11 protein-coding genes are annotated in these 14,787 nt (G+C 59.8%); 8 read left to right on the forward strand and 3 right to left on the reverse strand.

From position 1 onward, the window contains the following. Positions 1-77 precede the first annotated feature (77 nt). The gene (locus tag AC0QUY_RS28675) at positions 78-1,415 is read right to left on the reverse strand and encodes a hypothetical protein (protein WP_475389591.1); all 1,338 of its coding nucleotides are present in this window, start codon (positions 1,413-1,415) and stop codon (positions 78-80) included. A gap of 721 nt (positions 1,416-2,136) precedes the next feature. Here AC0QUY_RS28675 and AC0QUY_RS28680 point away from each other — a divergent pair. The 7 genes from AC0QUY_RS28680 to AC0QUY_RS28710 all read left to right on the forward strand — a co-directional run bounded on the left by AC0QUY_RS28680 (position 2,137) and on the right by AC0QUY_RS28710 (position 9,951). Next, entirely contained in the window at positions 2,137-3,198 is a 1,062-nt protein-coding gene (locus AC0QUY_RS28680) for a Gfo/Idh/MocA family protein (protein WP_475389592.1), read from the forward strand. Beyond that, entirely contained in the window at positions 3,195-3,662 is a 468-nt protein-coding gene (locus AC0QUY_RS28685; RefSeq protein ID WP_475389594.1) for an acyltransferase, read from the forward strand. The genes AC0QUY_RS28680 and AC0QUY_RS28685 overlap by 4 nt, the downstream gene beginning before the upstream one ends. Positions 3,663-3,674: 12 nt before the next feature. After that, positions 3,675-4,775: a DegT/DnrJ/EryC1/StrS family aminotransferase gene (locus tag AC0QUY_RS28690; RefSeq protein WP_475389595.1), complete on the forward strand. Its 1,101-nt coding sequence runs from the start codon at positions 3,675-3,677 to the stop codon at positions 4,773-4,775. A 196-nt stretch (positions 4,776-4,971) separates the two neighbouring features. Beyond that, complete coding sequence (locus tag AC0QUY_RS28695; RefSeq protein ID WP_475389596.1) at positions 4,972-5,973, forward strand: NAD-dependent 4,6-dehydratase LegB; 1,002 nt, start codon at positions 4,972-4,974, stop codon at positions 5,971-5,973. Positions 5,974-5,978: 5 nt separating this feature from the next. Beyond that, positions 5,979-7,202 (forward strand): LegC family aminotransferase, encoded by a 1,224-nt coding sequence (locus AC0QUY_RS28700; protein ID WP_475389598.1) that lies wholly within the window; start codon positions 5,979-5,981, stop codon positions 7,200-7,202. A 65-nt stretch (positions 7,203-7,267) separates the two neighbouring features. Next, on the forward strand, positions 7,268-8,590 hold the full coding sequence (locus AC0QUY_RS28705; protein WP_475389599.1) for a hypothetical protein: 1,323 nt from the start codon (positions 7,268-7,270) through the stop codon (positions 8,588-8,590). A 59-nt stretch (positions 8,591-8,649) separates the two neighbouring features. Beyond that, entirely contained in the window at positions 8,650-9,951 is a 1,302-nt protein-coding gene (locus AC0QUY_RS28710) for an MATE family efflux transporter (protein WP_475389601.1), read from the forward strand. A gap of 1,630 nt (positions 9,952-11,581) precedes the next feature. Here the strand turns inward: AC0QUY_RS28710 and AC0QUY_RS28715 are convergent. Further along, the gene (locus tag AC0QUY_RS28715) at positions 11,582-12,571 is read right to left on the reverse strand and encodes an NAD-dependent epimerase/dehydratase family protein (RefSeq protein ID WP_475389602.1); all 990 of its coding nucleotides are present in this window, start codon (positions 12,569-12,571) and stop codon (positions 11,582-11,584) included. Between the two features lie 168 nt (positions 12,572-12,739). On the opposite strand from AC0QUY_RS28715, the gene AC0QUY_RS28720 reads away from it, so the two are divergent. Next, the gene (locus AC0QUY_RS28720; RefSeq protein ID WP_475389604.1) at positions 12,740-13,540 is read left to right on the forward strand and encodes an FkbM family methyltransferase; all 801 of its coding nucleotides are present in this window, start codon (positions 12,740-12,742) and stop codon (positions 13,538-13,540) included. A gap of 28 nt (positions 13,541-13,568) precedes the next feature. On the opposite strand, the gene AC0QUY_RS28725 is transcribed toward AC0QUY_RS28720, so the two are convergent. Then, the gene (locus AC0QUY_RS28725) at positions 13,569-14,723 is read right to left on the reverse strand and encodes a phytanoyl-CoA dioxygenase family protein (protein WP_475389605.1); all 1,155 of its coding nucleotides are present in this window, start codon (positions 14,721-14,723) and stop codon (positions 13,569-13,571) included. Positions 14,724-14,787: the final 64 nt, after the last annotated feature.

The following is a 14,787-nucleotide window of genomic DNA, read 5'->3' on the forward strand; positions in this document are numbered from 1 at the left end:
CGATTGCTCGCCCGGCACGGACAATTTTCTGCATCCGTCGCTTTAAGCTCCAGGCCTATCGGTCACCGGCTAAGAGTTTAAGGGGGTGGCGTCGCCGTAACTCCGAACGCGTCGCGCGGTGTAATGTACCAAAGGACAAAAAGCACGCCGGCGCCATGGGTGAGCAGCACCGTTGTCAGGGGTACGTTAAGAAGCGCTTGGGCTAGAATAGCGCCCGAGATTAGGATGAATTGCGGCTGCAAACCGGCAGAGAGGCGATTGCCTATCGCAATCACAAGGCCCGCTGCGAATGCCGTAACCGGGGCAAAGAGGACTCCGACCGATGCAATACCCTCCGTCGCGAACAGTGACGCATTGAATTGTCCGCCAATGCCAAAAGCATTGTAAATGACGTTCGCCAGCTGCTCCTGATAGGGGCAAGCGACGAAGGGCTTGAGCAAGCCTATCTGACAGAAATGCGTCACGGGATGACTGAAGAAAAAGCTATTGTAATAGTCCATCGCTAACGAGGGAATCGCGATCATCCGAAAGTTCACAAGCCCAAAATAGGGCATGGTCATGCTGTAAGGCAGTATCTCCTGGTCGAACAGGATGATCAGCAACAATCCCACGGATATCGGCACAAGCAGCGAAAGAGTGACGGCAAGCTTGAAGTTGAAATATCTCGAAAGCGCTAACATCGCCACGAGCCAGAATGGCGTGAACAGGGCCAGTTTGCTAAGCGTGATCGGATAGAACGCCAAAAGCAAAAACAGAGCCGCGCCGGCACGCCAGATATTTCCGCGTCCCACGAAACAGGCGAATGCAAATGGCAGCAGCGCGTTGGATGTTGATCCGATCACGTAGTTCAGAAACACCGGAAATCCAAGTTCGTGGCGGTAGTTGTAGATGTTTTCAATGCTGACAAATTTAAAGCTGTAGCTGGCACCGACGAGAATCGTCGCTAAGCTCAGCAACAGGATCAGTGTGAGCAGACGATCTAATGCCGATAAGGACAAAGCATAGACTTGGCGAACGGGCGCGGAGATGAACAGGGCGGGCAACAAGAATCCGATCGCCGATGCTGCCGCAGAAAGCCCGGCTAGCCGATGATTGTAAATCAACTCTGAAAAACTATTCAGCCACAAATACCCCGTGAGCATCGTATAGGAATAGAAGCCAACGACATAACCGAAGCTGTTGCCGGCAAACGCAAAAAGCACCGAGATGACGGCAAACGCAGCTATCAGCACAATGGCGCTAGATACGCCCGAAGGACGAAAGGATATGTAATACTCCGAATAATAATGGGCAACATAAACAAGAGAAATACAGGACACCGCGATCAGGATCCAGTTCAGGAGGATTAAGCCCTGGCGCTTCCCAATCTGGAGGTCTAGTACGGGAGTTTGCTTTTGCTCGGTCAGATTTTCCATTTTTCGGAGCCGGGATCCAGGTTCGTGACGGCTTACAATCGACGTTTTCCGTAGGCAAGCGAAAGCTGGCGGCACTGTATTGAGGAATCGACGGGGTTGCCGCAAAGGCCACTTTCAGGTTACTAAGTGCCTAGGGCTTGAAAAAGTTTTGTTGCATAGGCCTCTCGTAAGGTTTTTGAGTTCCGAGTTCGGGGTTATCTCCCCTTCACGAGACATTTGCCAGCCCTCCGACTCGTTTGACAACAACGAACGATTGCCGATCGAAATCTACGAAGACGATGACCCGTCAGCCCCCCGCATGGCGTTCACGCCGACGTCGTTCGTATTAGTCGCGGTCGTTATTCCCATTGGAGCAACAACGGGGGCTATCTTCATTTTTTCCTCATCAGACAACAGCGATCCTCAGACCTTGGCTCGAGCCTATTGAGCTATCCAGCGTACTCGCTGAGAGCGATCGAGCATTATTCTTGCAATCGACTGCCGAAGCGTTCGCGCTTTTGGCTGAGGTCGTCGGAGCTTTTGCGTCAGATGACGCTGTCCGGGTTCGATAAGTCTTGCAGCCAGTGACATATTAATGAATGTGAGGCGGTTAGGCCGTATCAGGCGTTCAGATTTACGGAAAAGTGTCTAACGACAAAAATTGTTTGACTATCGAGAATGGCCTCTGGTTTGCTTGCTAAGCTGCTCATTGCAATGTGGTCGGTCAGTATAGGGACATATGATGATCAGATTCGGCTTGCTCGGGTGTGGGCGCATTGCCAAGCGTCATTCCGAATTGCTCGGAGGCGGTCATATCGGCGGAGCAAGGCTCGTCGCAGTCTGCGATCCGATTTCGGCGCGGGCCGACGCGATCGCGTCGAATTTCGGTGTTCCGGCGGATTACGATATCGAAGCATTCCTTGACCGAAGGGACATTGATGCGGTGGCAGTATTGACGCCGAGTGGAATGCACCCTGCTCATGTCATCGCCTGTGCAAAGGCTGGTAAGCATGTGGTCGTCGAGAAGCCAATGGCCTTGCGATTGCAAGACGCCGATGAAATGATCCGCTCCTGCGATGAGGCCGGCGTGAAGCTGTTCATTGTCAAGCAAAATCGTTTTAACGTTCCCGTTGTGAAGGCGAGGGAAGCACTGGAGGCCGGCCGCTTCGGCCGCCTCATCCTGGGCACGGTCCGCGTCCGCTGGTGCCGCGACCAGAGCTATTATGACCAAGACGCTTGGCGCGGCACCTGGGCCTATGACGGCGGCGTGCTCTCGAACCAGGCCAGCCACCACATCGATATGCTGGAATGGTTCTTCGGCGATGTCGTCAGCGTTCATGCCCGCGCCGTCACGGCGCTAGCAAAGATCGAAGCCGAGGACACGGCGGTTGCCACGCTGAGATTCCGCAACGGCGCGCTCGGAATCATCGAGGCGACAACGGCCGTGCGGCCAACCGACCTTGAAGGCTCGCTTTCGATTCTTGGCGAGAAGGGAACGGTCGAGATCGCCGGCTTTGCCGTCAACCAGATCCGGCACTGGCGCTTCGTCGATGAGCTTGCCTCCGACAAGGACGTGATCGAGAAGTTTTCCGTCAATCCGCCGAACGTCTACGGCTTCGGCCATCAGGCCTATTACCAGCACGTGATCGACTGCCTGGTGAACCAGCGCTCGGCGCTGGTCGACGGTCTCGAAGGGCGCAAGAGCCTTGAACTGATTTCGGCGCTCTACGAATCGATCGAGACCGGCGCCGAGGTGCCGCTTCGCTTCGCGCCGCGGCTCGGCCGGCTTGGTGTCGTGCCGTGAAGAAGCCGGAGATCTATCAGGCGGGCGTGCGCGACGTCGAATTCGGCAAAGGCGTCAAGATCGTCGAGCCGTGCAATCTTTACGGCTGCAAGATCGGCGACGAATGCTTTGTCGGGCCGTTCACCGAGATCCAGAAGGACGTCGTGATCGGCGCCGGCACGCGGGTGCAGTCCCATGCCTTCATCTGCGAACTGGTCACGATCGGCGAAAACTGCTTTGTCGGCCATGGCGTGATGTTCGTGAACGACACCTTTTCGACCGGCGGGCCGGCGCGCGGCAACAGGGAATTGTGGCGCGAGACCGTGATCGGCAACCGCGTCTCGATCGGCTCCAACGCCACCATCATGCCGGTCAGGATCTGCGATGACGTCGTGATCGGCGCAGGCTCCGTCGTGACGAGGGACATCACGACGTCAGGGACATATGCGGGCAATCCGGCACGCCGGCTGCTGGCGGACAAGTAGGGAAGATAGTCAATGGCGGTGCCTTTTGCGGATCTGCAGCTGCAGTATCAGAACATCAAGAGCGAGATCGACGGCGCGATTGCTTCCGTCATCCGCGACAACGCGTTCATTCGCGGCTCCTACGTCGATGCCTTCGAACGGGAGTTTGCCACTGCCGTCGACGTCAAGCATTGCGTATCCTGCGCCAACGGCACCGATGCGCTGTATCTCGCCATGGCCGCGCTCAAGGTTCAGCCGGGCGACGAGGTGATCACCACAGCGCACTCCTGGATCTCGACGTCGGCGATGATCACGCACGCCGGGGCCACCGTGGTGTTTTGCGATACGGATGGATCAACGTTCACGATTGATCCCATGGCGATCGAGGCCGCGATCACGCCGCGCACCGTCGGCATCGTTCCGGTGCATCTGTACGGCCAGCCGGCGGACATGGATGCGATCATGGCGGTCGCGCGCAAGCACAAGCTCTGGGTGATCGAGGATTGCGCGCAGGCGCATCTGGCGCGCTACAAGGGCCGGCAGGTCGGAACGTTCGGCGCGGCCGCGACCTATTCATTTTATCCGGGCAAGAATCTCGGCGCGATGGGCGATGCCGGCGCCATCGTCACCAACGACGCTGCGCTCGCCGAGCACATGGCCATGCTGGCGCGGCACGGCGGCTTGGTAAAACACCAGCATCATATCGAAGGCATCAACAGCCGGCTCGACGGCATGCAGGCGGCGATCCTGTCGGCGAAACTGCCGCATCTCGCGGCCTGGACCGAAGCGCGCCGGAACGCGGCCGAGTTCTACGATGCCGGCCTCAACCAGATCGAGGACGTTATCGTGCCTGAGGTCGCGCCGGGCCGCACCCACGTCTATCACCTCTACACGATCAGGCATCCGCGCCGCGACGCGTTGGCCGCTCACCTGAACGCCAATGGCGTGCAGACCGCGATCAATTATCCGACGGCACTGCCGTTCCTCGCCGCATATCGGCGGTTTGACCAACGGCCCGAGCAATTTCCGAATGCGTTCGCCGATCAGGGACGCATCCTGTCACTGCCGATGTTTGCAGAGATTGCCAGCGACCAGCTACAGGTTGTAACAGATCTGATCCGCGCGTTCCGCTGAGGCGGCTATTGCGGTATCATGGTAGTTATCAATGGGGACAGATAGTTCCGACAGTGTGAGATGGAAGCGTAAGAACCATGCTCCCAAGTTTTCTGTGCGTTCCGGCTGGTCTCTCGCCGAATGACTGTTTAGAAGCGGCCATACCAGACCGGGTACCTGTATTTCAGGGTAGCCTCGCTTGGCGAAGGGAACCGAAATGTCGCGGAAAATCTTGCTAACAGGCGCGGGCGGATTCATCGGATCCCACCTCGCGCAGGAACTGGTCCGCCTCAATTTCGCAGTCCGCGCATTTGTGCGCTACAACAGCATGGGCTTGCACGGCTGGCTTGATTCCTCGCCAGCCGAGATCCGTAAGGAGCTCGACATATTCGCGGGCAACGTGTGCGATCCAAATGGCGTTCGCACGGCGATGAAGGGATGCGACGCCGTATTGCATCTCGCAGCGCTAATCGCGATTCCCTATTCCTATCATTCGCCGGACACCTACGTCGAAACCAATATCCGCGGCACCCTTAATGTGTTGCAGGCGGCGCGAGATCTCGGTGTTGAGCATTTGGTGCACACCTCGACCAGTGAGGTCTATGGCACGGCCCAGTTTGTTCCGATCACGGAGGACCATCGTCTGCAGGGGCAATCGCCCTATTCCGCGACCAAGATCGGCGCCGATCAGCTCGCGCTATCATTCGAGCGTTCGTTCGGGACGCCGGTTACCGTGGTACGGCCGTTTAACACCTATGGTCCACGGCAGTCGGCGCGTGCGGTGATCCCGACCATCATTACCCAGATCGCGGCGGGCGCGCGCAAGATCAAGCTCGGCAGTGTCCATCCCACGCGTGATTTCAATTACGTCGCCGATACCGTCGGTGGCTTCCTGGCAGCGCTCGAATCGAAAGCCGGCATCGGTGAGGTCATCAATATCGGCAGTGCGTTCGAGATCTCGATCGGCGATACCGCGCGCATGATCGCCGAACTGATGGACGTGACGATCGAGATCGAGCAAGACGACGTCCGCGTTCGTCCCGAGCGCAGCGAGGTTGATCGCCTGTGGGCCAGCAACGCCAAGGCGCAGAAGCTTCTCGGCTGGTCGCCGCGCTTTGCCGGCGTGGACGGCCTGCGCAAGGGTCTCGAACAGACCATCGCCTGGTTCACCAAGCAGGAGAACCTGTCTCGTTATCGTGCCAATGCGTACACGCTGTGAACAAGATGAGCATTTCCTCCGCCCAGGCGAACAACCGTCCCGCCATACTTGATCTCAAGCCCGTGCTCGACGCCGTGGATGCCGTGCTTGGCGCGGCCGCCCGCCCGGTCGAGTTGCACGAGCCGCGCTTTGGTGCGCGCGAGCGTGAGCTGGTGCTCGATTGCATCGACACCAACTGGGTGTCATCCGCAGGCAAATTTGTCACTCGCTTCGAGGAGATGGTCGCCGCTGCGACTGGCTCGCGCCATGCAGTGGCGATCGTCAATGGAACCGCTGCGCTTCACGCTGCACTGGTGCTCGAAGGCGTTGAGAAGGGCGACGAGGTGCTGCTGCCTTCAATCACCTTCGTCGCCACGGCGAACGCCGTGAGCCACGCCGGCGCCATCCCGCATTTCGTCGATTCGACCTGGAATACGCTGGGGCTCGATCCTCAAGCACTCGAGGCGCATCTCGACACTATCGCCGTGCGGCGGAATGGCGCGTGGGTAAACAAGCAGACGGGCCGCCGGCTTCGCGCAGTGGTTCCGGTGCACATCTTCGGGCATCCGGTGGACATGGTCGCACTCGGCGCGGTGGCCGCCAAATACGATCTTGTGATCGTCGAGGACGCGACCGAATCGCTCGGTTCGACCTTGAACGGGCAGGGCTGCGGCACGTTTGGCCATTCCGCCGTACTCAGCTTCAACGGCAATAAAATCGTTACTACAGGCGGCGGCGGCATGATCGTGACCGATGACGAGGCGCATGCCCGTCACGCGCGACATTTTACCTCTACGGCGAAGAAGGCGCACGCCTGGGCATTTGACCATGACGAGGTCGCCTACAATTACCGCCTTCCCAATATCAATGCGGCGCTCGGCTGTGCGCAGATGGAGCGCCTGTCAGCGATGGTCGAAGCCAAGCGCGTGCTCGCCGAGCGCTATCTTCTTGCTTTCAGCGATTTCCCTTGGGCGCGCATTTATCGTGAGCCGAAGGGCTCGCAAAGCAACTACTGGCTCAATACGCTTGTGCTCGACCGCGAATACGCCGCTGAGCGCGACCGGCTGCTCGGAGCCCTGCACGGTCACGGCATTCGCGCAAGGCCGCTGTGGACGCCAATGCACCTATTGCCGATGTACCGGGACTGCCCACGTTCGCCGCTTCCAGTCGCCGAAGAGATGCATACGCGCTGCATTAACCTGCCGAGTAGCCCCTTCCTGGCCGAAAGCGCCAACAAGAACAAGGTCTAATGCCCCGCGTTGTCTTTTTCACCATTCATAGCACGACGCGGTGGTGGAAATACTTGGCGTCGCGCATGGAGTTTGCCGAGGCGGTCGTGCTGAGCGACTTACGGGCTGACGGTGATTATTCGCTGGTCGACGATTTCTACCGCTTTGTCGATAAGGGGGATGCGGCCGCTGTCGCACTTGCGCGGTTTGGCGAGGAGGGATGCGCGGATGTCATCCTGCGCTGCCGCGTACTCCGTAGCCTCAACCGCGATCTCGCGCTCAAACTGATCGGCGGCATGACCCAGGCGATCGAGCAGGCCTTCGATAGGCTTGATCCCCATCTCGTCATGACGTTTACCATCGACCGTTATGTCATGGACGTAATGGAGCGGATCGCGCGCCGGCGTGGCGTCGATTTTCTCGAAATGACGACATCGATCATTCCCGATCAGGTGATGCTCATGCGCCGCGGCCGGCCGGCCAGGTTGCGTGAGCCATCGACCGAGGATATCAATGCCGCAATCAGTCAGCTCTGCGCCGAAGATTTCGCGCCCGCTTATGTGCGCGATGCCAAGCGCTTTTCACGGGGCAGGTTCTGGCGCATATTCAGTTACTACTCTGTGCGTGGCGCCTTCTTCAATGTCTGGCGCTTCCTCAAGCGTGACCGCTACAATTGTCACTATCTCGACGCGCTAAAGCAACTAAAGCACAAGGTGCGCGTCGGCGACGTTGCCGCACTCAAGCTGCTCGACCATGGCTGGGATCAGCGGCTTGCCGATCTGCCGCGCGAGCGGCGAGTGTTCCTCGGACTGCAGCTCTTTCCCGAAGCCTCCATGGACTATTGGCTGAAGTCCCAGGACATGCTTGCGCATGACGACGTGCTAGTGCGCTGTTGCGAGGTGCTCGGCCGCGCGGGCTACCGCGTATTCGTCAAGGATCATCCGCTGCAATTTGGTTTCCGCCAGCGCGAGTTGTTCGAGCGGCTGTCAAAATTACCTTTCGTGACGCTGGTGCCCTATGACGTGCCGGCTAACGTGCTGATCGGAAAATGCGCAATCTCGGTGACGTTCACGGGGACGATCGGGCTCCAGGCAGCGCTGGCCGGACTTTGTTCAGTCGCGACCGAACCCTATTATGCAACCGAGCAGCATTTCGTGCACATCCGAGATGTCGGGGAAATCGACGTGCTTGCGGAGCGGCTTGCGCGATGGCGTCTGTCTGATGATCTCGCGACGACGCGGCGCGAGATCATGCGGCACCTCGCAGCAATTAGTGTTGAGGGAGATTATTTCGGCTGGCGTAATTTCGATCCCGAAAATGCCGCCGCGCGCGCGTCAGTCGAGCCATTGGCGCGTTCGCTGAACACGCATTTGCCGCGCTTCCTGAAGTCCTGCAGAACCGCCGCCTGACGATTAAGCAGGGACGCGCTGCAGCCGATGTCAATGGCCGGTGGGGATGGAACAGCGTGATGCGATCTCGTCTGCTTGACCTCGCTACTCGGCCGGCGATTGCGGGCACGGTCTCGGCGCTTATCCTGCGCGCATTGACGCTGGCAAGCCGCTTTCTGTTGTCGCTATTGCTGGCGCGCATGCTGTCGCCGGCAGAGATGGGGCAGTACGGTCTTCTGACCGCGACGCTTGCATTTGCGCTGCTCGCGGTCGGGCTCGAGTTCTACTCGTACACGCTGCGCGAATTGGTGCCGGCGACGCCGGAACGGCGGGCGCGGATCATCGCGGATCAGGTGACGCTCGGCTCGGTGGCGCTGCTTGCGATCGGCGTCGCGGTTTTCAGTGCGATCGGGGCGGGTTGGTTCCCAGCCCGTCTAGCGCCATGGTTCGTCGTGATCCTGATCACCGAGTATGTCTCGTTGGAGGCAACGCGCATTTTGATCATCACCTGGCGGCCGGTGCGCGCCTATATCGGTGTGTTCCTTCGCGGCGGCATCTGGGTCTATGCTGTCGCGCTTCTGATGTTCGCGGCACCTTCAACGCGGACGCTCGAGACCGTTCTGGTCTTGTGGGCGTTCGGCGGTGTGCTGTCGATCGCCTTTTCCGCTTTCTCGCTCTCCGATCTTCCCTGGCGTGAGTTGAAGGGATACCGGCCCGATTGGTCAGCCATCCGCGAGGGTCTGCGCACGGCTCGCCCCTTCATGTTCACTGCGGCTGGCGCGCTGGTCATCTCCTATGTCGACCGCTTCGTCATTGACATCTTCGTTGGCCGGGATGCGCTCGGCATTTACACATTCTATTCGACGATTCTGATCGGCCTGCTGTCGCTCGGCGGATCGGTATCACATCAGTTTCTGCCGAAGGTCATTGCGGGGTATGCCGCGGGGGTCGATGCCTACCGCGTTGCGCTCCGCTCATTCTTGTGGTCGATGCTGGTGCTGGCGTCGGGAACAGTGATCGTCTGCACTGTTGCTATGGCTCCGATGTTGTCGGTGCTCGGACTATCAACCTACGCGTCGCACATCGGGGTGTTTTACGCCATGCTGCCGGGAATCTTCCTGCGCATGCTGGCCGATGTTCCCTCCTACGCGCTCTATGCAGCGCGGTCGGACAATCATCTCCTGCTATGCAATCTCGGCTCGGCCGTGGTGTCGACGCTGCTCAACGTCCTTCTGGTTCCCACGTACGGAATCTATGGTGCGGCAGTGGCCGGCGGCATCGCCAGCACCGTACTATTCCTGTTGCTGGTCATACAGGCCATCCGGATAATGCGAGGCTCGCAGGGAACCCGCCCATCTGGAAACTGTCGGCCTGCCAACTGATCCGGACATGCTCTATCCGTGAACTAATGGGCGCCGTCATTGCGGTGTCAAAGTGACCCTGCTACACAACTTTAGGGTTTCGGCGCATTTGTAACGGGAAAATGCAGCGGCTTATTCATCTGGCGGGCAATCTCTCGTCACCCGCAATCCTCATCGTCTTGATCTGGTGCGCAGCGCTCTTAAGTGTCGCCATCGGACCAATAGACTATGCGGGACAGCCGTCCATTGTCGTGCTTACCGTAGTCGGCTCGGGCGTCGGCCTCTTCCTGGTCGGCTCTTGGGGTGGCATAGTTTTTTTCGTCCGCTATTTTTCGCGTCAGATGCAAATGCCTCCGCTTTCCAGGCGGATGCTGAATCGCATCGTCACCGCTGTGTCGCTGTTCGGTCTCGTCGGAATTGCGTTGGTCGCGCTTGACCGCACGATGCTGAGCGGGGTGAGCAATAGTGCCTACTCGGAGCTGTTGCGCTGCGCGCCCGGGCTGGTCGACGCCATATCGATCAAGCGGACGCCGCTGCTTTATGGCGGCTATGCCATGTTCTCCTTCGGCTTCGTGTCGGTGGTGCTGTTCTTGCTCAAGGGAGAGGAAATAACGGGATGGGCGGCGGCGCTGGCGCAATTGTCCATCGTCTCTCCAGTCGGTTATGCGGTGCTCTATTCAGGGCGGATGCCGATCCTGTTGGTTCTCGTTCTCGCTGTGATGGCGATGCTGGTCCGCCTCGCGCAAGGGCGGCCGCCATTGCCGCGCGGCCATTATCTCATCGTCAAGACGGTCGCCGCGATCGGGCTGTTTGCCATCTATTCCAGCGCGATCTGGACGAGCCGGCAGAATTTCTGCATCCAGATGTCGCCACTGATCACCGAGCTGCAGCAGGAGACGGTGCCGCGCGAGGTGCCTTCTGCCAATGCCAGCAAGCCGCCCGAGACCAGCGAGAAGATCACGGCAACTGATCTTAGTAATCGAATTACGGATCTTAGCAATCGAACTGCAGAGGCGCGTGCGGCTCTACCACCGGAGCAAAATCCGACTGCCGCCGATGGCGTCCTCCCGATGATGCTGGAAGCCTGGAATGTGAAGCCGCGGGGCTACGTCACGTCCGCGATCGAATCCAGCCGCCTATCACCACGTGGCGCGATGATCGGCCTGAGCACCTATTTCTATCTGACGCACGGGGTGCGCACGCTCGACCGGGCGTGGTACGCACGCGACAAGCTCACCCCGAAATGGGGAGTTTACGAGATCGGAGTACTGTCGCCGCTACTGCGGGTCTTCTTCCCGGGCAACCAGCACGTCGAGGCCATGGAGGCCGAGCAGAGAACTGCCTCCATCTACGGATTCTTCCCGACCGTGTGGGGCGCCGCCTTCATCGATTTCGGCCTTATCGGTGCAATCATTTACATCCTGATCTGGGGCGCCGTGGCGGGTTGGAGCGCGGCGGGAAGCAAGCATTCCGACCTGATGACGCCGTTGCTGCTGTTGGTCTTTATCCTCGCCAGCATCCTGCTCAGCGTGGTGCAGGGACCGTTGGGCGTGGCAAATTCGGCGTTGGTGCTGGTTTCGATGGTGGTGACTGGCTTCATGCTTGATTTTGCCAGGCTGCGGTCAGGATCGCCGGAGGATGCCGGGGAGCTTCAGTTGAATGGCTCCGCCACCTCAGACCGGTCAGCGTGCCGAGATGCCGCGAGCCACGCAACCGTCGCAGCGACGCCTTGCTCCATGTCAAACGGCAGATCGCCGCAGACCGACGCGGTAGGCTTGAGGTCGAATTGATACTGCGTGAGCACGTTGTTGAGGCGGAATGAATTGAATGGAAACTTCTTCATCCCGATCGCGTTCACCGCGTCGCCGCACAACGCCAATGCGTGCGCAACGGCGATTGGCACGTGTCGAAGGGTGCGAGAGCCGAATGCGCGCTGAAAGGCGTCGCACCAAGCGATGAGATCGATCGGGGTGTAGTCCGCAAGATAAAACGTTTGACGCTGGATCTGTTCGGCAGGTGCCACGAGCAGGCGCCAGTACTGGAACGCAATATTGTCGATGTAGCTGTAGGACTTCCAGAGCGGGCCGTGCCCGACGTGGAAATAGGACCCGCGCTCGATCATGCGAAGGAAGCGCTGGTAGTGCGCGCTCATGCCGGGGCCCCACACCGTGGTGGGCCGTGCCAGACACCATTCGCGCCCGGCGCCGTCAGCGCTGCGGACGATCTGTTCGGTGCGGACCTTGCTCTTTCCGTACAGTGTGTCCGCCGTGTAATCGGTGTCACTCTTCGGTACATAGCCGACGCGGCAGACGAGCTGCGACGAAGTCCAGATCCCTCGCCGGATCGACGGCGTCAGCCGTACCGCCTCGACCAGATTCTCGACGCCCTCGATGTTGGCGGCATAGCCCGCAAGATTGGTTCTCTCATCGAGGTCGATGCGCGCTGCGAGATGGACCAGCGCGTCGGGCGCCGCGTTCTGCACGGCCTCTTTGAGCCGATCGACCTCGAGAATATCGCAGACAATATCGGTTGCGGCAGCCGGAACCTTGTCGAGCCCCACGACCGCGCACCCCTCAGTGCGCAACCGCCGCATCAACGCCTGGCCGATGAAGCCGGAGCTTCCGGTCACGAGAATTTTCATGCTGGTGTCGCTGTCACTGCTGAAGGCGCGGTCGCTTGACCGGCTTGCCCCGCTGATTTACCAAATCGACCTGTCGATTGCAAATTCCACCGGGTCCTCCGGCGGACAATGCATTTGTGATCGATCTTGACATGTCACCCAGGCTCTTGCCCAACTGGCGTACGCTTCATGAAGGCATTCGTCTCAGCCGCGTTCCAGGCAATCAATCGCGTCCTGGAGCCGATCGGCCTGCGCCTGATGCGCACCAACACGCCGGTCCGGAACTTCGCGCTGTTCTTCAAGCATCTGAAGTCCCTGGGCTTCGAGGTCAAAACGGTGGTCGACGTCGGCATCGCTTTCGGCACCTCACCGATTTACGACGCGTTCCCGCGCGCCAAGTATTTTCTAGTCGAGCCGGTCGCGGAATGCCGTCCCGTGCTCGAGCAACTCAAGCAGCGGCTCGACGCGGAATATTTTCTGGTTGCCGCCGGCGCCGAGAATGGCGAGATCACCTTCAACGTCCATGACGATATCTCGGGCTCGAGCATCTTCGCGCAGGTCGAAGGCTCGGCGCTCGACGGCGAAGCGCGGAAGACGCCGATGCGTCGGCTGGATTCGTTGCTGCCGGAGAAGCTGGAGCATCCGATATTCATCAAGGTCGACACTCAGGGCGCCGAGATCGAGGTGCTCAAGGGGTTGGGCTCGCGCATCAATGAGATCGACCTCATGATCCTCGAGACCACAATGATGCCGATGCGCCATGGCATTCCGCAATTTGCCGATATCGTGCGCTTCTGCGACGAGGCAGGGTTCGCGGTCTATGACGTGCTCGAGGGGCACATGCGCTCGCTGGATGGTGCGCTCGCCCAGATCGATCTCGCCTTTGTCCGCAAGGACAGCCCGCTGCGCAGCCAGGCCGCCTATTTCAGCCCCGAGCAGCTCGTCGATTATCTCAAGCGGCCGAGCAAGCTGCTCGACGCGAAGAGCTGATCGCTCGTCATGCCGCCGGGAATGGGCCTCAGATTTCCGCGAGCAGGATGAAGAGGCAGCGGCGCTCGCCCTTGTTCACCATGCCGCCGCGATGCATGCCGTTGCCGTCGAACAGCACGCAATTGCCGTAGTTCGAGGTCGCGGCGAAATGTCCCTCGCGCAGCCGCGCCACATCGGGGGAGTTGTCGGGCAAGTCACCGCCGAAATCGGCCTTCTTGCGCAGGAACGCCGGCAATGCCATGAATTTCTTGCGCGCGTCGGGTCGCCGGCCCGAGAAGCCGCTGAAGTCGTTGGTCCGGCGCACCATGCCTTCGAACCAGCCGATCTTCGCATTCTGGCTGCCGCGGATGTAGCAGAATGGTCCGCCGTCGGGGCCGATGTCGTGGACGTAGATCGCGCATTTCAGCATGCCGTAAGTGGCATCGATGTGCAGGTAGCTGCCCCAGGGGTCGGCGAGCTGCGTGTCCGGGAACACCCGCTTCCAGAATGCGAGGTCCTGGTCGTTGATCTGCGCATTGACGTGCTTCACGCCGGCTGGACGGCCGAGATAGGCGCTCGCAGCCTCCATGATGCCGTAACGCTTGAAGATGTTTTCCACCGTCGCGAAGGCCTCCGGATCGGCGGAGCGCGTGCACCAGTAGACGTTGTCGTCGAACTTGCGGTTCTGCGGCGCAATGCTGGCACGGCGCTCGTCGAGCTTGGCAAAGCCCGGATTAGTCACGCTCCGGATCTGATCGATTTCATCGGGCGAGAGCGTCAGGCAGACGATACCGTCGGATTTAATCTTGTTAAGCAACGCCGGGTTGGCGGGCATCGCGGGGCGCCGCGCACCGGTCAATGTGCCAATCGCGCGGCTGGCGCGGATGCGCGCATACATCGAGATGTAGCGCAGCGCCGTCCGTGCGTTGAGACCGCTAAAGCCGGCTTCCTTGGTCAGCAGCGGCATGTTGTCGTAATCGACGATGCGGCGGATCGTGACGAAGGCGAAGGTTCGCAGGAACACATTCAGCGCGTAAAGCCGCTCACGGAAGGTCGGCCGGGGGAACATGCCGCCATAGGCCGGATGCGCGTCATAGTCGATCGAAGGCAGGGTGTTGCCGCGATAGGGCGGGATCGGCAGCTCACTGACATCGACGGCATGTGCCGCGGGCGCCGCATCCGTGAGGGAATCGATTGTCGTCATGTCACGTTTCTCCGGACCTGGCGCGGATCGTCTTAAAGTCGCTTGATCTATACAACCTGTGCCA

The sequence above is a fragment of the Bradyrhizobium sp. WYCCWR15520 genome (genome assembly GCF_056174665.1).